Annotated in this window: 19 protein-coding genes and 1 tRNA gene; 6 read left to right on the forward strand and 14 right to left on the reverse strand. The window is 61.4% G+C overall.

Features of this window, described 5'->3' with window-relative positions:
- The first annotated feature begins 85 nt into the window (after positions 1–85).
- Positions 86–1,378 (forward strand): OprD family porin, encoded by a 1,293-nt coding sequence (locus KVQ82_RS15625; RefSeq protein ID WP_222014373.1) that lies wholly within the window; start codon positions 86–88, stop codon positions 1,376–1,378.
- 214 nt (positions 1,379–1,592) lie between these two features.
- Here KVQ82_RS15625 and KVQ82_RS15630 read toward each other — a convergent pair.
- From KVQ82_RS15630 to fdnG, 7 genes are all read right to left on the reverse strand, one after another.
- Positions 1,593–1,688 (reverse strand) — tRNA-Sec (locus tag KVQ82_RS15630).
- Positions 1,689–1,695: 7 nt separating this feature from the next.
- Positions 1,696–3,612 carry a selenocysteine-specific translation elongation factor gene (gene selB / locus KVQ82_RS15635; protein ID WP_222019403.1) on the reverse strand — a complete coding sequence of 639 codons (1,917 nt, stop codon included), beginning with the start codon at positions 3,610–3,612 and terminating at the stop codon, positions 1,696–1,698.
- Entirely contained in the window at positions 3,609–5,021 is a 1,413-nt protein-coding gene (gene selA, locus KVQ82_RS15640) for an L-seryl-tRNA(Sec) selenium transferase (RefSeq protein ID WP_222014374.1), read from the reverse strand. Before selA ends, selB begins: the two co-directional genes overlap by 4 nt.
- Positions 5,022–5,070: 49 nt before the next feature.
- A complete protein-coding gene (gene fdhE, locus KVQ82_RS15645; RefSeq protein WP_222014376.1) occupies positions 5,071–5,997 on the reverse strand; it encodes a formate dehydrogenase accessory protein FdhE in 927 nt (308 codons plus the stop codon).
- Positions 5,998–6,000: 3 nt separating this feature from the next.
- Positions 6,001–6,666 (reverse strand): formate dehydrogenase subunit gamma, encoded by a 666-nt coding sequence (locus KVQ82_RS15650; protein ID WP_041064117.1) that lies wholly within the window; start codon positions 6,664–6,666, stop codon positions 6,001–6,003.
- On the reverse strand, positions 6,663–7,598 hold the full coding sequence (gene fdxH / locus KVQ82_RS15655) for a formate dehydrogenase subunit beta (RefSeq protein WP_222014378.1): 936 nt from the start codon (positions 7,596–7,598) through the stop codon (positions 6,663–6,665). The genes KVQ82_RS15650 and fdxH overlap by 4 nt, the downstream gene beginning before the upstream one ends.
- Entirely contained in the window at positions 7,599–10,664 is a 3,066-nt protein-coding gene (fdnG, locus tag KVQ82_RS15660; protein WP_222014380.1) for a formate dehydrogenase-N subunit alpha, read from the reverse strand. It lies immediately after the preceding gene.
- A gap of 320 nt (positions 10,665–10,984) precedes the next feature.
- Between fdnG and KVQ82_RS15665 the strand changes: the two genes are divergently transcribed.
- From KVQ82_RS15665 to KVQ82_RS15680, 4 genes are all read left to right on the forward strand, one after another.
- Entirely contained in the window at positions 10,985–12,139 is a 1,155-nt protein-coding gene (locus KVQ82_RS15665; RefSeq protein WP_222014381.1) for a MalY/PatB family protein, read from the forward strand.
- A 206-nt stretch (positions 12,140–12,345) separates the two neighbouring features.
- Positions 12,346–13,203 (forward strand): glucose 1-dehydrogenase, encoded by an 858-nt coding sequence (locus tag KVQ82_RS15670; protein ID WP_086791300.1) that lies wholly within the window; start codon positions 12,346–12,348, stop codon positions 13,201–13,203.
- A 6-nt stretch (positions 13,204–13,209) separates the two neighbouring features.
- A complete protein-coding gene (locus tag KVQ82_RS15675) occupies positions 13,210–14,553 on the forward strand; it encodes a sodium:proton antiporter (RefSeq protein WP_222014384.1) in 1,344 nt (447 codons plus the stop codon).
- Positions 14,554–14,740: 187 nt separating this feature from the next.
- A complete protein-coding gene (locus KVQ82_RS15680; RefSeq protein WP_222019404.1) occupies positions 14,741–15,037 on the forward strand; it encodes a hypothetical protein in 297 nt (98 codons plus the stop codon).
- A 54-nt stretch (positions 15,038–15,091) separates the two neighbouring features.
- Here KVQ82_RS15680 and KVQ82_RS15685 read toward each other — a convergent pair whose 3' ends face one another.
- The 4 genes from KVQ82_RS15685 to KVQ82_RS15700 form a co-directional block, all read right to left on the reverse strand.
- Positions 15,092–15,628: a hypothetical protein gene (locus KVQ82_RS15685; protein ID WP_041064140.1), complete on the reverse strand. Its 537-nt coding sequence runs from the start codon at positions 15,626–15,628 to the stop codon at positions 15,092–15,094.
- Between the two features lie 66 nt (positions 15,629–15,694).
- The gene (locus KVQ82_RS15690; RefSeq protein WP_222014386.1) at positions 15,695–17,617 is read right to left on the reverse strand and encodes a PAS domain-containing sensor histidine kinase; all 1,923 of its coding nucleotides are present in this window, start codon (positions 17,615–17,617) and stop codon (positions 15,695–15,697) included.
- A gap of 76 nt (positions 17,618–17,693) precedes the next feature.
- On the reverse strand, positions 17,694–19,985 hold the full coding sequence (locus tag KVQ82_RS15695; RefSeq protein WP_222014387.1) for an ATP-dependent DNA helicase: 2,292 nt from the start codon (positions 19,983–19,985) through the stop codon (positions 17,694–17,696).
- The gene (locus tag KVQ82_RS15700) at positions 19,982–21,634 is read right to left on the reverse strand and encodes a VRR-NUC domain-containing protein (protein WP_222014388.1); all 1,653 of its coding nucleotides are present in this window, start codon (positions 21,632–21,634) and stop codon (positions 19,982–19,984) included. The genes KVQ82_RS15695 and KVQ82_RS15700 overlap by 4 nt, the downstream gene beginning before the upstream one ends.
- A 205-nt stretch (positions 21,635–21,839) precedes the next feature.
- On the opposite strand from KVQ82_RS15700, the gene KVQ82_RS15705 reads away from it, so the two are divergent.
- Positions 21,840–22,064, forward strand: coding sequence for a YgdI/YgdR family lipoprotein (locus KVQ82_RS15705; protein ID WP_086791308.1), 225 nt, complete (start codon positions 21,840–21,842; stop codon positions 22,062–22,064).
- 120 nt (positions 22,065–22,184) lie between these two features.
- Here KVQ82_RS15705 and KVQ82_RS15710 read toward each other — a convergent pair whose 3' ends face one another.
- The 3 genes from KVQ82_RS15710 to KVQ82_RS15720 all read right to left on the reverse strand — a co-directional run bounded on the left by KVQ82_RS15710 (position 22,185) and on the right by KVQ82_RS15720 (position 26,555).
- Positions 22,185–22,559: a hypothetical protein gene (locus tag KVQ82_RS15710; RefSeq protein WP_041064152.1), complete on the reverse strand. Its 375-nt coding sequence runs from the start codon at positions 22,557–22,559 to the stop codon at positions 22,185–22,187.
- Between the two features lie 256 nt (positions 22,560–22,815).
- Complete coding sequence (locus KVQ82_RS15715; RefSeq protein ID WP_222014389.1) at positions 22,816–24,669, reverse strand: polyurethanase; 1,854 nt, start codon at positions 24,667–24,669, stop codon at positions 22,816–22,818.
- Between the two features lie 197 nt (positions 24,670–24,866).
- Positions 24,867–26,555: a polyurethanase gene (locus KVQ82_RS15720; protein ID WP_222014390.1), complete on the reverse strand. Its 1,689-nt coding sequence runs from the start codon at positions 26,553–26,555 to the stop codon at positions 24,867–24,869.

The raw sequence follows: 26,555 nt of genomic DNA on the forward strand, positions 1-26,555 counted from the left end.
CGGTTGAACTCAGCACATCGGCTCAATCCGGCCCGGTTGATCGTGCCCATCATCGGAGACTTTCCCTGATTGTCGGTCTCCCTCGATGGCTCCCTCGACACCACGCTTTGCACTGTTGGCCCTGCTTTGCGCAGCGACCGACACTGTTTTCGCCAGCGACTTCTTCAACGACGCCAAAACCGACGTGCTCAGCCGCAACTTCTTCCTGAGCAACGACTACCGCTCGCCCTCGCCCTCCGGCAAAAACTATAAGCAGGAATGGGCCCAGGGTTTTATTGGCACGTTCACCTCTGGCTACACACCGGGCAGCGTCGGTTTCGGCATCGATGCCCACGCCTTTCTCGGCCTGAAACTCGACGGCGGCAAAGGTCATTCCGGCACGGGGCTGTTGCCGGTCGACAGCAGCGGTCGCAGTGAACCGAACTACTCCAGCGCCGGCGGCGCGTTCAAACTCAAGGTTTCGCGAACGACCCTCGCGTTCGGCGAGATGACCGTGGAAACCCCGGTGTTCGACACCTCGGACAAACGCCTGCAACCGGAATACGCCACAGGTTTACTGTTGAACAGCCGTGAAATCGACAACGTAAACCTCACGGCCGGACACTTCACCGCGTTCAAGAATCAGGACAGTTCTTCAAGCCACGGCGACTTTTCCGGCTACGGCGCCACCACCGAGGCCGGCGGAATCAGTTTTCTCGGCGCCGACCTGTATGGCGACAGACCCGTCGGTGGTTCGCTGTACGCTTCGGAACTGACAGACACCTGGCATCAGTACTACGCCAATCTGCACGTCAAACAGTCCGGCCTGCTGCTCGACGCCAACCTCTACCACACCCGCGATACCGGCCGCGCGCTGGCCGGCGCCATCGATAACACGGCGTTCAGCCTGTCCGGCAAGTACAACTTTGGCCCGCATGGATTGATGCTCGGCTGGCAACGCATCAATGGCGATACACCGTTCGATTTCGTGGGCGGCGACTCGATCTACCTCGCCAATTCGATCAAATACGCCGACTTCAACGGCGCCGGTGAACGTTCCTGGCAAGCACGCTACGACCTTGACCTCGGCGCCTTCGGCATCCCCGGCCTGACCTTCATGACCCGATATGTTCGCGGCAGCCACATCGACGGCACCCACGCGCCCAAGGGCGGCGCGTACAACCCGTTCGATGCCGACACCGGCGACTATCAACCGCAGCAAGGCGCTGGCGGCAAACATTGGGAACGGGATATCGACCTGAAATACATTGTGCAATCGGGAGCAGCAAAGGATTTGTCGGTGCAGCTGTCGCACGTCTCGCACCGAGCGAATGAGGCACAGGCCGGCGATGATATCGACCGGATTTATGTGGTGATTCAGTATCCGTTGGGGTTTTGATGGCGGGTGGTTAAACCCAGACTCAGAGCCGACGTCACCTACGAATCCATCGACTGGAAAGACTCCACGAAGCCGCCGACAACGCCCCCCCTGTGGGAGCGAGCTTGCTCGCGAAAGCGGTCAATCCGTCGACACCGATGTCGAATGACGTACCGCATTCGCGAGCAAGCTCGCTCCCACAGGGGATTCAGTGCGTCATGAATGCTGCGGTAATTGGCGGAAGGCAGCCGGAGTCGAACCTGCCCGGGAACGGATGCCGTCCCCAACCGGGTTTGAAGCCCGGCCGCGCCACCGGGCGCGATTGCCTTCCTTTGAACTCAGGGTGCGTCGGCACTGGCCAGCGCATTATCGTGGCGAATCACGCGGGATTCGCCAATGCGTCGGGTCAGGCCGACGCGGTCGAAGTATTCCAGGTACTGAATACAGCGTTTGCGTCCCAAGCCTAGCGCATCACGAAAAGTTGTCACCTGGATCTGTGGATTTTCCTGCTCGAGTTGCAACAGGACGTCGGCCATGCGCCGCAGTTGCCCGGCAGACAGAAACAGGTCGCGCACCACCTGATGCATCAGCCCCAGGCGCGCCAGTTTGCGCAGCAGCAGGCGCACCCCCGCGTCGTCTTCACCGAGCATTTTCGCAACATCGCGCACCCACGGCGGATCGTAGCCGGCCTCTTCGAACAGCGGCTGCATGCGTTGCCACAGGGTTTCGTCTTCGGCATTCAAACGCACCTGATGATCTGGCAGATGCAGCCACGGCCCGCTGGCGTTGATCGATCCGGCGCTGCGCAGTTCTTCCAGCAGGCTGGCAAAGGTCGAGCGCTCCAGCGCCAGACCACTGAAGCGTCGCAGACGGTCGCGATCCGGTCCCATCTGGTCCGGTTCCAGCTCATGCAGTTTGGCCAACTGCTCCAACAGGGTGAACTTCAATTGCCCCCAGCGCTGCACGTTGAACAGCACCGGGCCTTGGCGGGTATCGATCAGGCGCACGTTGGCCGGTAGTGACCAGTCTTCAAGCTGGCGATTGAACTGGCGCTCCAGCCGTTGCGGATCGAGGCCGCCCGCGCTGTGGTCGAGCAGCAGTGGTAGCGCTTGCTCAAGACTGTCGCTGTCGGCCAGCGCTTGCAGCTGTGCCAACCGTTCCGGGCTGCGGCGCTGCCGGGCCGGGGCGAACGGGTCGAGCACCTGACCGCCGCCGAGGGTGCGTTGCGCGCTCTGGTCACGCAGGATCAGGCGGTCGCCCTTCACCGCGTGCACCGGCCCGTTGATCAGCAGTTGCGCGAACATGCGCTCGCCGGCACGCAAACGCGGGCCTTCAAGCAATGCCACACGGGCGATGACGTCCTGAGTGCCGAGGTGCACGTGCACCGGGTGAAAGTGTTCAAACGTGCGCTCGCCAGGCAGCAGTTGAAATTCAATGTCGACCCGTTGCGTCGGTGCGTGCAGCCACTCGGCCAGCAGCCATTGGCCGCGATGAATCTGCTCCAGGGTCAACCGGTCACCACTGATATTCAGCGCCACCCGTTGCCCGGCAAAGGCCTGTTCGGCGGCATGATTCTGCGCGTGCAACCCGCGCACCCGCACCGCTTTACCGGACGGCCCGAGGGCCAGTTTATCGCCGACGCAAACCGCGCCCGACAACGCGGTGCCAGTCACCACGATCCCGGCGCCCGCCACGCTGAAGGCGCGATCAATGGCCAGGCGAAAACCACCTTCGCGGCTGCGCTCATGGACTTCACGTTGAACCTGCAGCAAGTTCTGGCGCAGTTCATCGACGCCCTGCCCGGTCACGCTCGACACCGTCAGCATCGGTGCTTCGGCAAACGGCCCGGTTTCCAGCAGGTCGAGTACCTGACGTTCAACCTCTTCCACCCTGCCCGGTTCGACCCGGTCGCATTTGGTGATCGCCACCAGTGCCCGGGGAATGCCCAGCAACTGCACAATCGCCAGATGCTCACGGGTTTGCGGCATCACCCCGTCGTCCGCCGCCACCACCAGCAACACCAGATCGATGCCCTGCGCGCCGGCGAGCATGTTGTGGGTGAATTTTTCGTGGCCCGGTACATCGATGAACCCGGTCAGCCCGGCACCGGGCTCCAGCTCCGCGTAGAGATAACCGAGGTCGATGGTCATCCCGCGCTCGCGCTCCTGCGGGCGGCGGTCGCCGGTTTGCCCGGTCAGGGCTTGCAGCAAGGAAGTCTTGCCGTGGTCGATGTGCCCGGCGGTGCCGACGATCACGACTCGACCTGCAACTGCGGCAACTGCGCCAGCCACGCCGGTTCATCGTCGAGTTGGCGTAGATCGAGCCACAGCGCATCATCGTCAATACGCCCGAGCACCGGGATCGGTAACCCGCGCAGCGCCGCTTCCAGAGTCAGCAGACAACGCCCGCGCATGCGTTTCGACACCTGCGGGCGCAGACACAGCGCCGCACTCGGCAACCGCGCCACCGGTTGGCTGCCGCTGCCGATCATGCCCAAGGCCTGCACGGCGCTGACCTGCCACGGTTCACCCAAGACGCCAGCCATCGCCGGTTGTAAACGACAAGCCTGGGCGAGGATCTCGGCTTGCGGACGAGTCAACAGCCGCAAACTCGGCAGACGTTCCGCGAGGCGATCCGGATCGCGATACAGGCCAAGCACCGCTTCCAGTGCGGCCAGGGTCAACTTGTCGACCCGCAAGGCGCGCTTCAACGGATTCTTTTTGATCTTTGTGATCAAGTCTTTGCGCCCGACAATCAACCCGGCCTGCGGCCCGCCGAGCAATTTGTCGCCACTGAAGGTGACGATGTCCGCGCCATCAAGCAGCGCCTGCCTTACTGTCGGTTCCGCTGGCAGGCCCCAGCGAGTCAGGTCGAGCAGACTGCCGCTACCCAGATCTTCCAGCAACGGCAAACCATGCCGATGGGCCAGTTCGGCCAGTTCGGCGGTGGGCACCCGGGCGGTAAAGCCTTCGATGCTGTAGTTGCTCGCATGCACGCGCATGATCAAGCCACTGCGTGGGCTGATCGCGGCTTCGTAGTCGCGGGCGTGGGTGCGGTTGGTCGTGCCGACTTCGTGCAGGCGCACGCCGGCGCGGGTCATGATGTCGGGGATGCGGAACGCGCCGCCGATCTCGATCAGTTCGCCGCGCGAGATGATGCCTTCCTTGCGCGCGCCGAGACTGTTGAGCGTCAACAGCACCGCCGCGGCATTGTTGTTGACCACGGTGACGGCTTCGGCGCCGGTCAGTTCGCGGATCAGGCCTTCGATCAGGTCATCACGATCACCGCGTTTGCCACTGGCCAGATCGAATTCCAGATTGAGCGGGTAACGTGCGGCCATCTGCACCGCGTCGATGGCTTCATCCGGCAATAGCGCCCGGCCAAGATTGGTGTGCAGCACCGTGCCGGTCAGGTTGAACACCCGCCGTACGTTGCTGCGCTGTTGCTGGGCCAGACGTTCGCCGACACGGCCGGCGAGCACGTCGGGGCTGATTTCTATCGCCGACAATTGCCCGTTCAATACGCTGAAACGCAACTCATCGAGCAACTGGCGCAAACTGGCCAGCAACGACTCACGCCCATAACGCTCGGCCAACGGCAGACAGGCCGGGTGACGTAACAACCCATCAATGGAAGGTAAACGCGGGGCCACACTTGCGGACATCAGCCACTCCCGAAAAAACAAGACTGTCCGGCGAGTGTAGACGTTCTGGTCATTCGTCTCCCGGCGCCAGCAACAGATTCGGTGCCAGACGCTGATAACCGTCCTGCGCCAGACGCATGTCGAGCAGCAGGCTGGTGAGATCCGCCGACAGCGCTTCGCCTTCGGCATCGTTTTCCAGGTACACCAGCTTCAGGTAGCTGTTGCAGCCCGGGCACACCTCCGCCCGAATCGGCGCCTGATTGGCAGCGTGGCGATCGTCTTCGAGGCTCAGGTAATCCAGCCCCTTGCTGGACTCGCAATACACGCACTTGACCCGCACCACATGCCATTCGCAGGCGCACAGCGAACACACCAGATAACGCAGACCATTGTGTTTGCCGCGATGACGAATGACTCCGGCCATCGCCGGTGAACCACAGCCCGGGCATTGGCTGAGGCTGTCGCCGGGTTTCAGTTGCAGGTTCGGTGCGCTGAGCAGCCAATGGCTCCACGCCGCTTGCAGGCCGGCGCCGAGGAACGGCACCAGCGCCGCCGGCACCATTGAATACTGACCGCTGACCAGCGCCACAGCCCACGCGCGCAATTGCCCGACACTGGCGCCGCGCAATGTGGCGAGCGCGTCGACTACGGCGGGTTGCTCGGGCGCCACGTAACGTTGCAATAAAGCATCCAGATAAGCCTGCCAAGCGTCTTCGCGCACCAGTGTGTCGGCGGCGAATGGCGGTAAACCATGTTGCTGACAGGCTTCGATCCTTTGTTGATCAAACGGTGCTGTCAGCGGCGGATCATCGAAAACCTGCTGCTGAGCCCGGCACAATCCGGCGATCAGTCGCAGGTAATCAGCCAGCGGATGCCCTTGAGCCAGTTGCTCCAGGCGTTGGGCGCGCAAAGTGAACAGGTTGTGCGGCGGCAGGTGCAGAAACGGCGGCGAACTGGCCGCCGCTTCGATTTCCCCAGGTTCAAGAATGGTTGGCAAAAGTCAGCCCTTTTTGGTGATCGGTCGCTCCGGCACGTCCGGATTGCGTTCATTACGGGTGATGTCGCGATACCAGAGTTCGTGGTGTTTCCTGGCCCAGGCGCGGCTGACCCAGCCATGCAGCATCGCGTCCACCGAGCCCTTGATCCACAGCCCGGCGTAGATGTGAATGATGATGCTGAGGATCAGCACAAACCCCGCCAGCGCATGCAGGAGCATGGCCCAGCGAATCACGGTGATGCCGAAGTACGCGCTGAAATACGCGCGCCAGATCACCAGCCCGGTGAACAACAAGCCGAGCATGCACAGCAGTAAAGTCCAGAACAGCAGCTTCTGCCCGGCGTTGTATTTGCCCACCGGCGGCACGCTTTCTTCATCGTTGACCAGCACCCGGTCGATGCGGCGCAGCCACTTCCCGTCATTGTCGATAAAGAAGTTCGCGCGCCAGAAACGGAACACCAGACCGAGGAACAACACGAACATCAGCACGCCCATGAACGGGTGCAGAATCCGCGTCCACGGCCCGCCGCCGAACAGGTGGGTGAGCCAGAACATCGATGGATGAAACAATGCCAGCCCCGACAGCCCGGCCATGAAGAACAGAATCGCTACCAGCCAGTGATTGGTGCGCTGGTTGGCGGTGTAGCGCAGGATCGTCTTGTTGCTCATGGCCGGTCCTCCCCGCGTGGATCGAAGGTGTGCACCGCCGGGTCGACAACGTGCACCGAAGTATCCGGCGGCGTCGGATGTTCATCTTCCTCGACGCGATTCGGCCCGATACGCACGTAGTGGAAGAACCCGGCCAGCACCGCCGCACCCATTGCCAGCAAGCCCAGCGGCTTGCTGATGCCTTTCCACAAGCCCACCAGCGGACTGATGGCCGGCGCCTCTGGCAATCCGGCGTAGATCTTCGGCGTGTCGGCGTGGTGCAGCACGTACATCACATGAGTGCCGCCGACGCCTTCCGGGTCATACAGCCCGGCATTGTCGAAGCCACGGCTTTTCAGGTCGACGATGCGTTCGGCAGCGTGCTCCTTCATGTCTTCCTTGCTGCCGAAGACGATGGCGCCGGTCGGGCAGGTTTTCACGCAGGCCGGCTCCAGCCCTACCGCCACCCGATCCGAACACAAGGTGCATTTGTAGGCCTTGTGATCTTTCTGCGAAATCCGCGGAATGTTGAACGGGCAACCGGTGATGCAATAACCGCAACCGATGCAATGATCCTGATCGAAATCAACGATGCCGTTGGCGTGCTTGATGATCGCCCCGGGACTTGGGCAGGCCGCCAGGCAACCCGGCTCGGCGCAATGCATGCAGCCGTCCTTGCGGATCAGCCACTCCAGGTTACCGGCGTCGGTTTCGTGTTCGGTAAAACGCATCAAGGTCCAGGTTTCTGCGCTCAGGTCCTGCGGGTTGTCGTAGGTCCCGTGGTTGTGGCCGACCTCGTCGCGCAGCTCGTTCCATTCCGAGCAGGCGACCTGGCAGGCCTTGCAACCGATGCATTTGGTGGTGTCGATCAGCTTGGCGACTTCCTGCTGATTCCTCACCGAGGGCGGCACCGTGGTGGTGGCCGAGCGGGCAATGATGTCTTGGCTGGCCATTTACAATTTCTCCACGTTGACCAGGAATGACTTGGATTCCGGGGTCTGTGTGTTGCCATCGCCGAGGAACGGCACCAGGGTGTTGGTCAGGTAACCGTGACGCGTCTGACCGGTGAACCCCCAGTGCAGCGGGATGCCGATCTGATGCACCACCTGGCCGTTGACCTGCAGCGGCCGGATGCGTTTGGTCACCACCGCCACCGCCTCGATGAACCCGCGCTTGCAACTGACCCGCACCCGATCCCCGGCCGCGATGCCCTTCTCCTTCGCCAGCACTTCACCGATTTCGACGAACTGCTCGGGTTGGGCAATCGCATTCAACTTGCAATGCTTGCTCCAGAAGTGGAAGTGCTCGGTCAGCCGGTAACTGGTGCCGGCGTACGGGAAGTCCTTGGCTTCGCCGAGGCTTTCCCAGACCGAATCGAAGATCCGCGCCGCCGGGTTGCTGGTGGCTTTCTTGTTCTGCGGGTGCAGCGGGTTGATGCCGATCGGCGTTTCGAACGGCTCGTAGTGCTCGGGGAATGGCCCCTCGTTCATCTTGTCGACGGCGAAGAACCGCGCCACGCCTTCGGGGTTCATGATGAACGGGTTCATCCCGGCTTCCGGCGGTACATCGGCCTTGTAGTCCGGCACATCGGTGCCGCCCCAGGCCTTGCCGTTCCACCACACCAGACGTTTTTTCGGATCCCACGGTTTGCCCGCGACATCTGCCGAAGCGCGGTTGTAGAGAATCCGCCGGTTGGCCGGCCACGCCCAGGCCCAGCCCAGATGCTGGTGCATGCCATACGGGTCGGCGTTGTCACGCCGGGCCATCTGGTTGCCGGCCTCGGTCCAGCTGCCGGCGAAGATCCAGCAACCGGACGCGGTGCTGCCGTCGTCCTTGAGCTGAGCGAATGCCGCCAGTTGCGAACCGGCCTTGACCGTCGCGCCACTGGCATCGGTGAAGTCGGCCATGGCGCTGCCGTTGATTTCCTTCGCCAGTTCTTCCGGCGAAGGTTCGTCGGGGATCTTGTACGGCCACGACAGTTTCAGCAGCGGGTCGGGGAATTTGCCGCCCTCGGCCTGATAACGCTTGCGCAGGCGCAGGAACAGTTCGCTCATGATGCGAATGTCGGTCTGCGCTTCGCCGGGGCCGTCGGCGCCTTTCCAGTGCCATTGCAGCCAGCGGCTGCTGTTGACCAGCGAGCCGTCCTCCTCGGCGAAGCAAGTGGTGGGCAGGCGAATCACTTCGGTCTGGATCTCCGCGCTTTTCACGTCGTTGTACGGCCCGACGTTGTGCCAGAACTCCGAGGTCTCGGTGGCCAGCGGGTCCATCACCACCAGCCACTTGAGTTTGGCCAGTGCGCCCATGACCCGGTTCTTGTCCGGCAGCGCGGCGATGGGGTTGAAGCCTTGGCACATGTAGCCGTTGACCTTGCCCTGGCTCATCAGGTCGAACATTTTCAGCACGTCGTAGTTGGGAATGTCGAGTTTCGGCAAATGGTCATAGAGCCAATTGTTCTCGACAGTGGCGTTGGCGCCGTACCACGACTTCATCAGACTGACGTGGAACTTGCTGTAGTTCTGCCAGTAGGACAACTGCCCAGGACGCAGCGGCATTTGCGTGCGCTTTTTGATGAAGGCGTTGTAGTCCTGCTCGGCATCGCCCCCCAGGGTCAGATAACCCGGCAGTGCGTTGGACAACAACCCGAGGTCGGTCAGGCCTTGAATGTTCGAGTGGCCGCGCAAGGCATTCACACCGCCGCCGGGCATGCCGACGTTGCCCAGCAGCAATTGCACCATCGCCGCGCTGCGGATGATCTGCGCGCCAATCGAGTGCTGCGTCCAGCCGAGGGCATAGAGGATGGTCATGGTCTTGCCCGGCGTTGAGCACGTGGCAATCTCATCCCAGATTTTCTGCATCGCCTCGACCGGCATCCCACAGATCTGGCTCGCCAGATCAATGTTGTAGCGGCTGTAATGCTGCTTCATCAATTGATAGACGCAGCGCGGGTCCTGCAGGGTCGGGTCGACCTTGACGAAGCCGTCCTCGCCCAGCTCGTAACCCCAGCCGGATTTGTCGGTGTAGCTGCGCTTGGCCGCGTCATAGCCGCTGAAGAGACCGTCTTCGAAGCTGAACCCGGCTTTGACGATGAACGAAACGTCGGTGTAGTTGCGCACGTACTCGTGCTGGATCTTGTCCTCGGTCAGCAAGTAATTGATCAGCCCGCCCATGAAGGCGATGTCGGTGCCGGTGCGAATCGGCGCGTAATAGTCGGCCACCGAAGCGGTCCGGGTAAAACGCGGGTCGACCACGATCAGCCGGGCAGCGTTGTGCGCTTTGGCCTCGGTCACCCATTTGAAGCCGCACGGATGCGCTTCTGCTGCGTTGCCACCCATCACCAGGATCAGATTCGCGTTGGCGATATCGGTCCAGGTATTGGTCATGGCACCACGGCCGTACGTCGGGGCAAGACTTGCCACCGTCGGGCCGTGTCAGACACGCGCCTGGTTATCGAACCCCAGCATGCCGAGACTGCGAATCACCTTCTGGGTGATATAGCCCGCTTCGTTGGACGCTGCCGAGGCGGCGAGAAACCCGGTGGTGAGCCAGCGGTTCACCGTTTGCCCGGTGGCATTTTTCTCGATGAAGTTGGCGTCGCGGTCGGCCTTCATCAGGTCGGCGATGCGATCCAGCGCTTCATCCCAACTGATCCGCGTCCATTCGCTGCTGCCGGGCTTGCGCATTTGCGGGTACTGCAAACGGCCCGGGCTGTGAATGAAGTCCAGCAGGCCTGCACCTTTTGGACACAGGGTGCCGCGGTTGACCGGGTGGTCGGCGTCGCCCTCGATATGGATGATATTTTGCGCGACGTTCTTCGCGGCATCGCCCTGGCTGTACATGATCAACCCGCAACCGACCGAGCAATACGGACAGGTGTTGCGGGTTTCATGAGTGTGGGCAAGCTTGAAGTGACGCACCTGCTCGGCGAAGGCCTGCGTCGGGGCCATGCCCAACGCGCCCAGGCTAGAGCCTGCAAGGCCGATACCGGCGACCTTGAAGAATTGACGACGGCTGAGATCCATCGTGCACTCCTGATCAGGTGGAACCCGGTACTTGAGCCGGGCTTTTTCTGGACAAACACGGTTACGGCAGAATGGCTGCCGGCTTTTTCACTGTAGACAATGACCACACGCTCTGTGTGAAAACCGACCGTCGGCCGTTTGTCGGTCTATTGGCCAATGAACGCAAAACCCTGTGGGAGCTGGCTTGCCAGCGAAAGCGGTGGATCAGTCAACACTAATAGCGACAGTGACGACGCCATCGCTGGCAAGCCAGCTCCCACATGGGTCACGTTGGGCTTAGAATGGCGCCCAGAACCAACCCCGCCTTCACGAGACCGCGCATGACTTTCGATTTTGATCAGGTATTCGACCGCCACCACACCGGCAGCACCAAGTGGAGCCGCTACCCGGCCGATGTCTTGCCGATGTGGGTCGCGGATATGGATTTCGCCGCGCCGCCGGTGATCATCGAGGCATTGCAACAACGCCTGTTGCACCCGCTGGTGGGCTACAGCGTGGCGCAGGACAATCTGCGTGAAGCCATCGTCGCCGACCTGTGGAACAAGTTCGCCTGGCAGGTCAAACCGCAGGAGCTGATCTTCCTGCCGGGCGTTGAATCCGGTTTCAACATGGCTTTGAAAGCGCTCGTGCAGCCGCAGCAGAACGTCGTGGTGCAGGTGCCAAACTACCCGCCGCTGCGGCATGCGCCGGGGCATTGGGGGCTGAACAAGGTCGAGCTGGAATTCATCCCTCAGGCCGATGGCACCTACGCCACGCCGCTGGAGACCCTGCGCGAATCGCTGAACGGTGGCGGCGCCCTGCTCCTGAGCAACCCGCACAACCCGATCGGCAAGGTGTTCAGCGCCCAAGAGCTGACGGATATCGCCGACATCTGCCTGGCACATGACGCCTGGATCATCTCCGACGAGATCCACGCCGAGCTGTGCTTCGACGGCCGCGTGCACGTTCCGACCGCCTCCCTGAGCCCGGAAATCGCCAAACGCACCATCACCCTGATGTCGGCGAGCAAGGCCTACAACATTGCCGGCCTCAAGACCTCGTTCATGATCATCCAGGACGCCGCCCTGCGCGAGCGCGTCAACCACGCCCGTTGCGGCATGGTCGACAGCGTCAACCCGCTGGGCATGGAAGCCACCCGCGTCGCCTACAGCGAAGGTGCGCCGTGGCTGGCCGAACTGAAAACCTATCTGCAGGCCAATCGTGACTGGCTGGTGGCTGCGGTGCGCAGCCGCTTGCCGGGCGTGACCCTCAATGTGCCGCAAGGGACCTATCTGGCGTGGCTCGATTGCTCGGCGCTGGACCTGGACAATCCGCAGCAGTTCTTCCTCGAACAGGCCAAAGTCGGCCTCAGTGCCGGACTGGATTTCGGTGATCAGCACCAACAGTTTGTGCGCCTGAACTTCGGCTGCCCGCGGTCGTTGCTCGAAGAAGGCATCCGCCGCATGGAGCAAGCCCTGATCCAGCGCAATACCTGAAAACACCACCTCCCCTGTAGGAGCTGCCGCAGGCTGCGATCTTTTGATCTTGTTTTAAAAAACCAAAGTCAAAAGATCGCAGCCTGCGGCAGCTCCTACAGGGGGTTTGTGTTTGCTGTTGGTGTGCAGCGCAAATCCGATCGAACTCACGGCAAACCGTCCGGGTCAACCGCCCATACCCGCCCTGAGAACCTCGGAGATTTGTGATGACCGATTACCCAAAACCACCCTTCCCCAAACAAGCTCAAGCCGTGCCGGGCTCGCAAAGCAACATGCAGCCCTACCCCGATTGCGGCGAGCAGACCTACGTCGGTTCCGGGCGGCTGGCCGGCAAGATTGCGCTGATCACCGGCGCCGACAGCGGCATCGGCCGTGCGGTGGCGATTGCCTTCGCCCGTGAAGGCGCCGATGTCGTCGTGGCCTATCTGAATGAACATGACGACGCCAAAGAGACCGCGCGCTGGGTCGAGCAGGCGGGCCGTCAGTGCCTGCTGCTGTCCGGCGACCTCGCGCACAAGGCCCATTGCCAGGAATTGGTGGACAAGACCGTTGAGCGCTTCGGGCGCATCGACATTCTGGTCAACAACGCCGCGTTCCAGATGACTCACGAGACCTTTGAAGAAATCCCCGATGAAGAATGGGTGATGACCTTCGACGTCAACATCACCGCGATTTTCCGGCTGTGCCAGGCGGCGATCAAACACATGCGCCCCGGCGCGTCGATCATCAACACCAGCTCGATCAACTCGGACATGCCCAAACCCACCCTGCTGGCCTACGCCACCACCAAAGGCGCGATTGCCAACTTCACCGGCGGTCTGGCGCAGATACTCGGGCCGAAAGAAATCCGCGTGAACTGTGTGGCCCCGGGGCCGATCTGGACGCCGTTGATTGTCTCGACCATGCCCGATGAGGAAGTGCAGAACTTCGGCCGCGAAACCCCGCTCGGTCGCCCAGGACAACCGGTGGAAGTGGCGCCGATCTACGTGCTGCTGGCCTCGGATGAAGCCAGTTACATCACCGGGCAGCGATACGGCGTCACCGGCGGCAAGCCGATGTTGTAAGCCTCCATGAGCTTTGTCATCTGGGTCGCGGTGCTTGGCGCGGTGTTGCTGACCCTCGCGCTGACCTCGTCGTACCTGCGCTGGATGCCGGTCACCACCTCGGCCGTGTGCCTGTTGCTGGGGATCGGCATCGGCCCCAGCGGTCTGGACCTGCTGAAGCTGTCACTGGAAGACGCCTCGGTGTGGATGGAACACCTCACGGAAGTGGCGGTGCTGTTTTCGCTGTTTGTCTGCGGCCTCAAGCTGCGCCTGCCACTGCGCGACAGGCGTTGGCGGATTGCGTTCGGGCTGGCCGGCCCGGTGATGGTGCTGACCATCGCCGGGGTCAGCGTATTGCTGCATTGGGGCCTGCAACTGTCGTGGGGCCTGTCACTGCTGATCGGGGCAATGCTGGCGCCGACCGATCCGGTGCTGGCGGCGCTGGTACAGGTCAACGATGCGCGGGACGTCGACAGTGTGCGCTTTGGCCTGTCCGGTGAGGCCGGGCTCAATGACGGCATCGCGTTTCCGTTCGTGATGCTCGGTTTGCTGCTGTTGAAGGCCGACACGCAACCCGGCGCACTGACCGATTGGGTGCTGCACGGTTTGCTTTGGGCAGTGCCGGTCGGACTGCTGAGCGGTTACTGGATGGGTCGCGGTATCGGTCGGTTGACCCTGTCCCTGCGCATTCGTAACGACGACAGCACCCTGAGCCCAAATGACTACCTGGCGCTGTCACTGATTGCCCTGGCTTACGTCGGCGCAGAGGCGATTGGCGGTTATGGTTTTCTGTCGGTGTTCGCTGCCGGTCTCGGCTTGCGCCAGGAGGAAGTCAAATCCACCGGCGCCAGCCAACCGCCGGCCGAGCATCTGGTGCAACCGGTGGTGGGCCATCAGAACATCGAACCGCAGAACGCGGTGCACGGCGATACCAAACGACTGGAAAGCAGCCAAGTCGCCGCCGGCATCATGATGGGCGACATGCTTTCGTTCGGCAGCCTGGTGGAACGGGCCATGGAAGTGTTTCTGGTCACGCTGCTCGGCGTGGTACTGGTGCCGCATTGGGACTGGCGGGCGTTGGTCATCGGCGCGGTGCTGTTTTTCGTGGTGCGTCCGCTCTGCGTCGCGCTGATGCCATGGGGTAACTTGCTCGATGGTGGTCAGCGCCTGTTGATCGGCTGGTTCGGCATTCGCGGAATCGGCAGTCTGTTTTATCTGTTTTATGCCTTGAACCATGGTCTGAGTCCTTCAGTCGCGACGTTGTGCACCCACATCACCTTGTCGGTGGTGGCACTGAGCATTTTGCTGCATGGCATCAGCACTCAGACGTTGCTGGCGCGCTATGAGCAACGGCAAAAACGAAAAAGCTGATTTTTCCGGTGGGATTATCTTGGGAAATCCATCGAAGTTTTTTCTGAAAATAAATGGATCCCTCTCCAGATTCCGACAGTCACAACCATAACCCCTCGCTGGATGCACTCGGCGGGGTCCGGCAGGTTCGGTTCCCCTGCGGCTTGCAGCCCATGAAGAGGAATCTTTGGATAACAAGGTCACGGTCATGAAAGAATGCTCGACTCCGGCACAAATCAAGGCTTGCAGGGCTTTGGCCCTGGAACGCAATCGTCAACTGTTCGAAGATGCCCACGCCCTCAACCGCGCCGCTTACGAGCTGCTGGAAGCGGACAATCTGGACCTTGAGCAGTTTGAGCACTATCGAGCACTGCGCCGCAAAGCCGATACGAAGTTCGAAGAAGCCATCGATCACTTGTGCGTGCTCAACGAGGACTTTCCGCCGATTCCGATGTCCCCGCATCACTCGCAGGCATTGCGTCGGCAGCTTGAAACCGTCGAATAAAGCGCACAAGAAAAAGCCCGGCTGCGAAGTCCGGGCTTTTTCTTTGGGCGGCGCTCACCCCCCGGGGTTGGTCACCTGAATGAACACCGCATAAGCGCCCAGCAGGATCCAGAACGTGGCGAAAATCCACGGCGTGCGGACCGAAAACAACAGCGATTTACGATAGCCCTTATGGCTTGACTCCATCTCGCTGAACAGTGGCGACTCGTCGTAAGCCATGCCCATGATCGGTTCGCTGCGCAACAACTCGCTCTGTTTGTAATGCCAGTGATCAATGATGTCGTACGCGGCACGAATCCCCGGCCACGCATTGAGCGAGCTGAGCAGCCCGAGCAGCGCCAGAAACGGCGGCACCACCAGCGTGAACAGTTTGCCCCACTCGGGGTTGAGGTTGGACATGCACGAAGCAAACGCAATCACCAGAAACGACTGCGCGGCCAGATAGGCATCGGTGCGATTGGCCAGAATGCTGGTTTCGTACTGGATTTCCTTGCGATAGAAATCCAGCCGTTCCTTGGGTGAGCCGAACATCTTGGCATCGTGTTCGGTCAGGTGCTCTTCAGCGCTGGGCTGAGTCAATATGCGAGGCAAGGGACGCACGCTCCGGGGCGGGGAAACCTGTTAGAAGGCCCCTGCCCCGGACAAGTTCAGGCGGATTCACTTCATCGACCGGGCGATGATTTCCATCAGGTTCAACTGGGTGAACGGCTTGGGCAGACGCGGCAATTGCGCGGCAAAACCCTCCAGACGTTCGGCGTAACCGGTCGCCAGGACGATCGGCAGATCCGGTTTGAGCAGACGCACTGCGTGCGCCAATTGCGCGCCGCTCATCTGCGGCATGGCCATGTCGGTGATCATCAAATCGATGACTTCGCCCTGCTCGAACAACGCCAGCGCCCTGGCACCGGAGGTCGCGCTGACCACACGATGGCCAAGGTCTTCGAGCAACAGCGTGGTGCTGGTCAACACCAGCGAATCGTCGTCCACGACCAGCACGCTGAGGCGTGGCACCGTGATGGCTTCGCTGCCTGGCAGCACCCGTGGGGCCTGTGCGCCTTCCGCCGCGACCGGTAACCAGAGTTCGGCTGTCGTGCCTTGTCCCTTTTCGCTCTTGAGGATGAAACGGCCACCGAGCTGCTCAATGAATCCGTGCACCATCGACAGCCCCAGCCCGGTGCCTTTGCCCAGGCCTTTGGTGGTAAAAAACGGATCCCGGGCCGAGGCCAGCGTATGCTCGTCCATGCCTTCGCCGGTGTCGCGCAGACTCAGGCACACATAACGTCCCGCCGCCAGGGTCGAATCGCTCGGTTCAAGGACGACTTCCGCCCGGGCGCTGATCACCACGCTGCCGCCATCGGGCATGGCGTCGCGGGCATTGGTTGCCAGATTGAGCACCGCCAGTTCCAGTTGATTGGTATCGGCCAGTACCGGTTCCAGTCCCGCGGGCAGCGAGGTTTCGATACTGATCCCCGGCCCCAGCGAACTGCGCAACAGCCCGGTAATGCCTTGCACCAGTTGCACGATGTCGACCGGTTCGGTCTTGAGCTCCTGACGCCGGGCAAAGGCCAGCATGCGTTGGGTCAGTGAGACGCCACGCAGCGCACCTTGTGTGGCATTTTCCAGCAGGCGATTGATTTTCGGGTCGTCACCCACACGCTTGCGCACAATTTCCAGGTTGCCGAGGATCACGGTCAGCAGGTTGTTGAAGTCGTGGGCAATGCCGCCGCTGAGCTGACCGATGGCCTGCATCTTCTGCGCCTGGAGCAATGCCTCGCGGGTTTTCTCCAGCGCCTGCTGCGACTCATGGACCTCGGTCACGTCACGGGTAATTTTCGCGAAGCCGAGCAATGTCCCGGTCTCGCCACGAATGGCATCCACCACCACATGGGCGAAGAATCGGCTGCCGTCCTTGCGCACTCGCCAGCTTTTGTTTTCGAAACGCCCTTCCCGCGCCGCGATTTCCAGCGCCCGTTGCGGCTCGCCGCGCTCGCGGTCCTCAGCGGTGTAGAAGACCGAGAAATGCTCGCCGATGATTTCTTCCGGCCGATACCCCTTGATTCGCTGGGCGCCCTGATTCCAGTTGGATACCCGACCGTCGGGGCTGAGCATGTAAAGCGCGTAGTCCGTGACGCCCTGCACCAGCAGACGGAACTGCTGCTCGCTTTGCTTGAGGGTTTCTTCGGCCATTTTGCGGTCGGTCAGGTCGCGGGTGATCTTGGCGAAGCCCAGCAGCGTGCCGTCCGGATCGATGATCGGGTCGATTACCACATGGCACCAGAAATGCATACCGTCCTTGCGAACGCGCCAGCCTTCGCCTTCGAATCGGCCCTCGCGAATTGCGGTGTCCAGCGCCCGTTGCGGCAAGCCTGCCGCGCGGTCCTGCTCGGTGTAGAAACGCGAGAAATGCTCGCCGATGATTTCTTGCTTGTCGTAGCCCTTGAAGCGTTTGGCCCCCGTGTTCCAACTGGTGATGATGCCGTCCGGATCGATCATGTAAATCGCATAATCGACCACCGCATCGATCAGCAGACGAAAACGCATCTCCTCGATCGCGGCAGTTTTGCTCGGGTTGTCACTCATCAGGTTCACCGCTGGTTTTCATTAGCGCAAGTATGCGGCAATCCGGCGCCATGGGAAGGTGTAAACGCGCTTCAATTCACGGCGTGATCAGCGGATTGATCGAGGGCGCGTCTGTGCCGAGCGACCACCAGCGTGGCAACAGTTGCTGGATCCTGGGTTCGGCGAAGCGGTCATCGATCAGCATCACCACGCCGCGATCCTCACGCGTGCGGATCACCCGCCCGGCAGCCTGCACCACTTTCTGCACGCCCGGATACAGATAGGTGTAGTCGTAACCGGCACCGAAAATCGCCGCCATGCGCCGTTTCAACTGTTCGTTGACCGGGTTGAGCTGCGCCAGCCCCAGAGTCGCAATGAACGCGCCGATCAGCCGTGCCCCGGGCAGGTCGATGCCCTCACCGAACGCACCGCCCAACACGGCGAAGCCGACGCCCTGGCTGTCGGCGGTGAACTGATCGAGAAAGGCCTGCCGCTGCCCTTCGGCCATGCCCCGGGACTGCTGCCACAGATTGATCTGCGGATGGCGTTCGGCGAGCAGCGTCAGTACCTGTTGCAGGTAATCGAAGCTGCTGAAGAACGCCAGGTAATTGCCCGGGCGTTCACTGAACTGGCGGGCGATCAGCTCGACGATCGGTTCCAGCGACGCCTGCCGATGATTGAAGCGCGTGGAAATGCGGCTGACGATCTGCACCTGCAGCTGTTCGGCGCTGAACGGCGATTCGACATCGATCCAGACCGTGTCGGCGGGCGTGCCGAGCAGATCGGCGTAATAGCGCCGCGGGCTAAGTGTCGCCGAGAACAGCACGCTGCTGCGCGCCGCTTTCAGGCGCGGGCCGAGGAACGCCGCCGGCACCACGTTGCGCAGGCAAAGTTGCGACAGCGGTCGTTTACGCTCGAGGTCGCGCTTGCTGATGTCGAACAGGTAATGCTCGTCGAACAGCTCCGCGACCCGGCCAAACTGCAGCATGTCGAAATAGAAGGTTTGCAGCGCGCTGTCGAGCCCCTGCGGATGATCATTGAGGTAATCGCCAATGGCCGCAGTGCACAGGGACACGGCTTGCAGCAGTTTCTCCGGGGCCTTGTCGTAGGCTTGATACGGCGCCAGCTGCGGCTGATGCAGCGCGTTCCACTCGCGGTTGACCCGTTGCAGGGATTTCTTCAAGGCTTCGGGGGCGGACTTGCGTACGCTGACCAGCGCGGCCTGATCGAGACTGGCGCTGTACATCGAGCGCCCGCGTTCGACCAGGTTGTGCGCTTCATCGGCCAGCACCGCGACTTTCCACTGGTTGAGCTGAGCCAGGCCGAACAGCAGCGCACTGAAATCGAAGTAATAGTTGTAGTCCGCTACCACCACGTCGGCCCAGCGCGCCATCTCCTGGCTCAGGTAATACGGGCAAACCGTGTGCTGACGGGCCACTTCGCGCATCGCCGCCTGATCGAGCAGATTGATCCGGCTGGCCGCTTGCCGGGCGGCGGGCAGGCGATCATAGAAGCCCTGGGCCAACGGGCAGGATTCGCCGTGACAGGCTTTGTCCGGGTGTTCGCAAGCCTTGTCCCGGGCGACCATCTCCAGCACCCGCAGCGGCAAATGTTGCGCTTGATCGAATAACACCTGACTGGCATCCAGCGCCAGTTTGCGCCCCGGGGTCTTGGCGGTCAGAAAAAACACCTTGTCCAGTTGCTGCGGCGCCAGCGCCTTGAGCAGGGGAAACAACGTGCCGAGGGTCTTGCCGATCCCGGTGGGCGCCTGGGCCATCAGACAACGGCCGGTGCTGACCGCCTTGAACACCGATTCGGCCAGATGCCGTTGGCCGGGGCGAAAGTCGGCATGGGGAAAGGCCAATTGCTGTGCGGCCAGATTGCGCGCCTCGCGATGGGCCATTTCCTGCTCGGCCCAGTTCAGGAACAACCGGCATTGTTGTTCGAAAAACGCCTGCAAGATCGGCGCACTGAAGGCCTCGACCAGACAGGTTTCCTTTTCGCTGACGATGTCGAAATACACCAGCGCCAGATTGATCTGTTCAAGTTCAAGCTTGCGGCACATCAGCCAGCCGTAAATTTTCGCCTGCGCCCAATGCAACTGGCGGTGGTTGGCCGGTTGCTTGCTGAGGTCGCCGCGATAGGTTTTGACTTCTTCCAGGCAGTTCTGCGCCGGGTCGTAGCCGTCCGCCCTGCCCCTGACTTTCAATTGCAGAAACTCGCCTTCCAGTGCCACCTCGCTTTGGTATTTATCGCTGCGCCGTGAAGCCACGGTACGGTGCCCGAGCATGCCTTCGAGCGCTGTCGGCGAAGGGGTAAAACGCAGGTCGAGGTCGCCGGTCTTGGCGGTGAACTCGCACAGGGCGCGCACGGCAATGCTGTAGCTCAAGCGCTCTGCTCCGCCCATTGCACGTAGCACACGGCGACCGGCATCTGGTGTTGGTGGCAGAACTCCAGCCAGCGCAGCTGGTTGTCCTGCAGGCGGTCACCCGGGCCTTTGACTTCGATCATCCGGTAGGTCTTGTGCTGCGGCCAGAACTGGATCAGGTCGGGCATACCGGCGCGGTTGGCCTTGATGTCGAGCAGCAGGCGATTGAACCAGTGCTTGAGGTGCTGGGCAGGCAAGCACGCCAGCGCCTGCTCCAGCAGTTGCTCATTCAACGCGCCCCAAAACACGAACGGCGACTGCACGCCCCATTTGGCGACGAACCGCTCACGAATGGTTGCGGCGTAACGGCCATCGTCGAGCTGATCAAGGCAGGCCTGGAACAGTTCGGCGCGGCGTTGCTGAAAGTCTTCGTTGAGCAGGTCCACCGGCCCGCGCTGAAAAGGATGAAAAAACGCCCCCGGCAACGGTGCGAAAATCGCCGGCCAGCACAGCAGGCCGAACAGCGAGTTGATCAGGCTGTTCTCGACGTAATGCACCGGGCCGCTGTCTTCGTGCAGATGCGCTTGCACATGGAACTCCACTGACAATCCCGGATCAGTACGCGGCAGTTGCAGATCGAGGCGCTCGACCGGGCGTGGCGCTGCCCGCTTGAGTGGCGGCCCGCCGAGTTTGCGCCGCAGCCGTGGCAACATCCGTTGCAGGCTCTGCTGTTCGGCGGCGCTTTCCGGCGCCTGTTCGGCAAGCGTCGCGAGCTCCAGCGCCCGTGCGTATTCGCCGCAGCGCTCCAGCACCCGGATCATTCGCTGACGGGCGCCGGGGTAGGCGCAATCGCGGTAAATGCTCAGCGCCAGGGCGAACTCAGTGATGCGTTCGCAATACTGGCCGATCTGGAACAACACCTTGCCGCGCCGCCGTTGCAGCCACGGGTTGTCGAATTGCAGTGCGCTGACCTGCTCGACAATGGCTTCCAACGGCTCACCCGCTTCAAAGCGTTGCTGGCACTGATGCAAGAACAGGCAGGCGTCGACGTCTTCGCGGCTGCGCAGGCCACGGGAGTCGGCGCACAATTCGACTTTTTCGTAGGTAAAGATGCCGAGGTCGGCGAGGACGAATTCCGACCAGTCCTGGTACAGGTTGCCGAAGAACATCAGACGCAGACGGTCGCACAGGTCCATGATGGTCAGGCTGAGCAAGCGGTCGCCGAGCGTCGGTGCCCAATCGGAGAGGCTGCGCGACTCGCTGAATTGCTCGGCGAGCGCCGGCAGCCAGTCGTCCTTGCGCCCCTTGGGCTGTTCGATGAACTGGCCGAACGCCTGCAGCAGTTCAGCCTTGAGCAACACGTCGAACACCTCGGCCACGCTCAACAGAGCCTGATCGTCGAGCCAGCCGTGACTCAACAATGGCTGCGCAGCGTCGCTGATGTCGCCGATTTCCGGGTAGTTGAGTTTGCCGAGGCGAAAATGCACGCCCTTGCGCATGACCATGCGCACCAGCAGCCCCTGCGAAGCGCGCGGCAAGATCTTGAAGTCGCGGATGAAGCCATGCTCGGATTCGCTCATCACATCGGCATAGCGAAGCTCAAGCCAATCAAGTACTTGCCGGAAGTTGTTGAGGTAATAGAACGGATCGTCGAGTGGGTTGGCAGTCACGGGAATTCAGGGCCATGGCGAGCGAGTACTGGTTATGCGTACAGATACCAGCTCTGCCCGGTCGCGTGCAAACGGAAAAAGATCAATGGCAGCGGCAATCGGGATTTTTTCAGGGTGACATCGAACTTTTCTCGGTTCGATGGCACCAACCGCGTTAGAGACCGGATACGGTCAATTCATATGGAATGAGGTATTTGAGGTGGGTATGAATATCAAGACTCTGGGTCTTCCCCTGGCGGTAGTCGCCTTACTGGCATTGGGCGGTTGCTCGACACCGACCGTGGTGACCTTGCAGAACGGCACCCAGTATTTGACCAAGGACATGCCGAAAACCAAGAACAAGGACGGATTCTATGAGTTCGAGGACATTTCCGGGACCAAGGTGAAGGTCCGCTCCGATGAAGTAGCGACCGTACGCAAGGAAGACTGACACCCCGTTTTACCTGTAGGAGCTGCCGCAGGCTGCGATCTTTTGATTTTGATTTTAAAAACAAGATCAAAAGATCGCAGCCTGCGGCAGCTCCTACAGGGAGAGCGTGATCTGTGTGGGTTATTCGAAAGCAGGCAAGCCCACAAGGCTGTGATCACAGCTGAAATACTGCTCACCGCGCCGCGCCAGCTCGGCTTGCAGACGTCGGCAGCGCTCCAGATCCTGCTGGGTCATGCGGTCAATGCTCAGATTGCCAGTGGCCTGCTGTTGTTTACCGTCACCCAGGCGAATGGTCACGAACGGCTGTTCGGGCTGGATCTGAAACAGGCTTTTCTCTTCAACCGGTTCGATTGCTTCCGTCTTCGCCGGTTTCGGCAGTTGATCGCTGCTGATGCCATAGCGGCTCAGAATCGAGGTTGGCGGCAGATCGGCCCAGGCATTGGCCGATAACAGCGCCAGTCCGACAAGTCCGACATACCCCTTGACCCTTCTCACGTGTGCATCTCCTGTACTCAATGGCGGCTGGCTATAGAACGTGTGGGCACGTGCTGGCTTTAGGCCGCTTTTGCTGTTTGCACAGCTTTTGAGTCAGGGTGTGGCTATCGAGTCACTTTTGATACCGAGTAATCCTTCAATCGCGGGCAAGCCCGCTCCCACAGGTTATAGGCCGTTCACAAAGCTTGTGTACGCCGCAAAACCCTGTGGGAGCGGGCTTGCCCGCGATGGCGTCCTTACAGACGCCGCTTCAACCTCAGGCGATCACAATTCCATCGGCGCTGAGGCTATTCAGCGCCACCCCAACCAGCGTCACCGAGTCACCGCCAAACTTCAGTACCGTGTCCTGCCCCACCGTCGAGGCATGTGCGCGGAAGTCATCATTGGGCAACACACCCTGTACGCCAAGGAACACCAGTTTGTCGTTGGCCGTAAAACCCACCACCCGATCCTGACCGAACGCGCCGTTGAACAGGAACGTATCCGCCCCGCCCCCGGACTCCATCAGGTCATTGCCGGCGCCACCGACAAACACGTCGTTACCCGTGCCACCAATCAAGTGGTCGTTGCCGTCCAGGCCGAACAGCCAGTCACCGCCGGCATGCGCCTTGAGCGTATCGGCGCCACTGGTGCCTTTGACGCTGGACTCATACTGGGTGACGTTGTTGCCGACCTTCAAACCGCTGGCCGTGACGCTGTGGGTCACGTCGTCCTTGAACAGGCCCCAGAGGAAGCCTGGCTCCTTGGTGACGATGCTGCCGATGTCACGGGTGATGCTGATCCCGCCATTGGCGTCGCGGATGTACAGGTTGCCGGCACCGTCGTTGGCGAAGTCGAAGGTGTTCACCGATTTCTGCAACTCGAGTGTGTTGTTGCCCGCGCCACCAAGAATCACGTTGTAGCCGCCAACGTCACGGAAAGTGTCGTTGCCGGCGCGCCCTTCGAGGTAGTCATTGCCGCTGCCGCCCTGGATCAGGTCGTTGCTGTCGCTGCCGATGATGAAGGTGCTGCCCTTGTGGGTTTCGGCGTTGCGGTTCAGGTCCTGCACCCAGGTGTTGGCCCGCGCCGGATCCGACAGGTTGGCGACGATGATCGTCGAGTCCTTGCTGGTCAGGTCATAGAACTTCGACTCGATGATCCGGTTCATGCCGTCGCCGTACGCAGTCGGCAGGTGCGAAATCCAGGTCGGGATGTTGAGGATGGAGAACGGCAGCAGATTCCACGCGGTCGAGGCGTAGTGATCGTTGAAGCTGACGATGTTGTCGGTGGCCGATTCCTTGGGCGCGTCGTGCACGCCGACCGAGGCGCCGGTGAAGGTCGAGCCGTCGAGGGCGCGGAACACCGGATCGTTTTCGTAACCGACGTTGAGCACCTTGTCGGTGCTGCTCTGGGTCGGCGAGGCGTAGGCGATGTAGTTGGAATCGGCGAAGAATCCACCCCACTTGCCGCCACTCAGGTCAGCCATGCTGTTGACCGCCAGTCCTCCGAGGCTGTGGCCGCTGACCAGCACATCCTTGCCGCTGAGGCCATTGGCCTTGGCGAACGCCACCACGTCGTTCAGTAGATTGCCGAACGCTTCGCCGACGTAATTCTTGGCGTAGTCCTTCGGGCCGAAAGCTGCCAGCAGGTCGTTGATCACATCGCCGATGGAGTCGAGGATCAGGTTTTCCCGTGGGCCACTGGTGCCGCGAAAAGCGATGCCGATTTCCGTGAGATGCCCCTGAGCGTCGTACTTGCCGAGAATTTCCACCTGAGCGGTGGTGTAACCGGCCTTCTCGCCGAAGAAGGTTCCGCGCGCGTCGGTCTTGCCGTCGTAGCCCAGTTGCGAGGCGGTGATCGGTGTCCAGCCAGCCTTTTTCACCGCGTCGAGGGCGAGTTTTTCCGAGTCGGGGTTCCACGGAATGCCGGGGATCACCCCTTGCGAATCGGTGCCACCGAGCAGCGCGGTCACCAACGTGGCGGGCAGGCCGAGGCCGAAACCGTTGTGCTGATAACCGGCGGCAAAGCCGTTATCGAGGTTGTGATAGGAATACAGCGTGATCGCCATGGCATCGCTGAACAATGCCTTGGAATCGGCTGTACCGAAGTTCTTGTAGTCATACACACCCATTGCTATTGCCTCTCTTTTGTTGGAATTGTCAGAGATAGCTCACAGCCAGGGCGCCCCTCACGGGCACGCCCCGGAGCATTTTCACTACTTACACATCAAATCTGTGGGAGCGAGCTTGCTCGCGAAGAGGGAGTGTCAGCTGCCATTTGCTTGGCTGGCACACCGCTTTCGCGAGCAAGCTCGCTCCCACATTAGAGCTAGGCGAAAACGAACGCCGAGTCCGACAGGTTAGCCACTCCCACCCCCACCAGGGTCACGGCATACTCGCCAATCTTCAGCACCGTATCCGCGCCGGATTGTGCTGCGTGCTGCTTGTAGTCATAGCCCTGCCCCGCGCCTTCGACGCCCATGAACACCAGTTTGTCGCTGCCCTGGTAACCATTGATCGCATCAAAACCGAACGCGCCGCTGAACAGGAAGGTGTTGTTGCCGCCCACCGCCGTCATCACGTCATTGCCGGCGCCGCCCACGAAGGTCACGTGGCCCTTGTCGCTGATCAGCTTGTCATCGCCCCCCAGACCGAACAGCCAGTCACCGTCGGCGCTGGCGTGCAGCGCATTGCCGTACGCATCGCCATTGAGCGAATGGGTGTACTGGGTCAGCTCGTTGCCATTGGTCAAACCCTTGGCCGTGACGCCCCAGGTAATGTCCTTGCTGCCCCACCACGAACCCGACTCCTTGCTCACCAGCGCGCCGATGTCGCGGGTCATGCTGATGCCGCCGTAGGCGTCGCGCACATACAGCGTGCCGTCACCGTCGTTGGCGAAGCTGAAATTCTGCAGCGGTTTCTGCAGCTCGAACGTGTTGTGGCCCTGACCACCGAGCAGAATGTTAAAGCCACCGTCATCGCGGAACCGGTCATCACCGCCCAGGCCTTCGAGGAAGTCGTTACCCGCCCCGCCCTTGAGCCAGTCGCCGCTCTGGGTGCCGATGATGAAAGTGCTGCCGGTGTGCGGCTCGCCGCTGCGCCCCAAGTCCTCGACCCAAGTCTTGCCCCGGGACGCTTCCTCAAGGTTGGAGACGATGAGGGTCGAGTCCTTGTGCGTCAGGTTGTAGAACTTCGAGTCGATGACCCGGTTCAAGCCGTCGGCATACCCCAACGAGCCGTGGGCCGACCAGCTCAGCGGATTGACGATGCTGAACGGCACCAGGTTCTGCGCGGTGGACGCGTAGTAGTCATTGAAGTTAACGATGTTGTCGGTGGTCGACTCATGCGGCCCGTCGTGCTTGCCCAGCGACCCGCTGCTGAACGTGGTGCCGTCCAGTGCGCGGAACACCGGATCGTTTTCGTAACCGATGTTCAACACGTGATTGCCGGTGCTGCTCTGGGTCGGTGAAGCGAACGCGATGTAGTTGGCGTCCTTGAAGAATCCGCCCCAGTTGCTGGCGCTCAACTCGGCGACGCTGTTGACCCCGAGGCCACCGAGGCTGTGACCGCTGAACAGCACGTCCTTGGCGGCAATGCCGTTGGCAAGCGCGAACGCGGCGACGGCCTTGAGCAGATTGTCGAAGGCGTTTTTCGCGTAGTTGCTCGCGTAATCCGATGGGCCGATGGCGGCGAGCAAATTGTTCTTCATGTCGCCGAAGGTGTCGCTGTAGCCCAGCCCGCCAGTGCCGCGAAAGGCCACGCCGATGCCGATCAATTTGCCGCCGGCGTCGTACTTGCCAAGCACTTCGGCCTCGGCGCTGGTGAAGCCGTCCTTCTCGCCGAAGAACGTGCCTTGCGCGCCGACCTTGCCCTGATACCCCAGTGCCGTGGCGCTGAGCGGTTTCCAGGCGGTGGCCGGCAAAGGCTGGCCGGTGGGCGTGTAGGCATACAGCGTCAGGGCGATGGCATCGCTGTACAACGCTTTGCCATCGGCATTTTTGTAATCGAACAATCCCAT

Source organism: Pseudomonas sp. AO-1, assembly GCF_019775695.1.
GTDB lineage: Bacteria > Pseudomonadota > Gammaproteobacteria > Pseudomonadales > Pseudomonadaceae > Aquipseudomonas > Aquipseudomonas parakoreensis.

Coding starts and splice junctions, on each gene's coding strand:
- KVQ82_RS15625 (WP_222014373.1), top strand. CDS start 86: ATGGCTCCCTCGACACCACGCTTTGCACTGTTGGCCCTGCTTTGCGCA.
- selA (WP_222014374.1), bottom strand. CDS start 5,021: ATGTCCGCAAGTGTGGCCCCGCGTTTACCTTCCATTGATGGGTTGTTA.
- KVQ82_RS15650 (WP_041064117.1), bottom strand. CDS start 6,666: ATGAGCAACAAGACGATCCTGCGCTACACCGCCAACCAGCGCACCAAT.
- fdxH (WP_222014378.1), bottom strand. CDS start 7,598: ATGGCCAGCCAAGACATCATTGCCCGCTCGGCCACCACCACGGTGCCG.
- KVQ82_RS15665 (WP_222014381.1), top strand. CDS start 10,985: ATGACTTTCGATTTTGATCAGGTATTCGACCGCCACCACACCGGCAGC.
- KVQ82_RS15670 (WP_086791300.1), top strand. CDS start 12,346: ATGACCGATTACCCAAAACCACCCTTCCCCAAACAAGCTCAAGCCGTG.
- KVQ82_RS15675 (WP_222014384.1), top strand. CDS start 13,210: ATGAGCTTTGTCATCTGGGTCGCGGTGCTTGGCGCGGTGTTGCTGACC.
- KVQ82_RS15680 (WP_222019404.1), top strand. CDS start 14,741: ATGAAAGAATGCTCGACTCCGGCACAAATCAAGGCTTGCAGGGCTTTG.
- KVQ82_RS15690 (WP_222014386.1), bottom strand. CDS start 17,617: ATGAGTGACAACCCGAGCAAAACTGCCGCGATCGAGGAGATGCGTTTT.
- KVQ82_RS15705 (WP_086791308.1), top strand. CDS start 21,840: ATGAATATCAAGACTCTGGGTCTTCCCCTGGCGGTAGTCGCCTTACTG.
- KVQ82_RS15715 (WP_222014389.1), bottom strand. CDS start 24,669: ATGGGTGTGTATGACTACAAGAACTTCGGTACAGCCGATTCCAAGGCA.
- KVQ82_RS15720 (WP_222014390.1), bottom strand. CDS start 26,555: ATGGGATTGTTCGATTACAAAAATGCCGATGGCAAAGCGTTGTACAGC.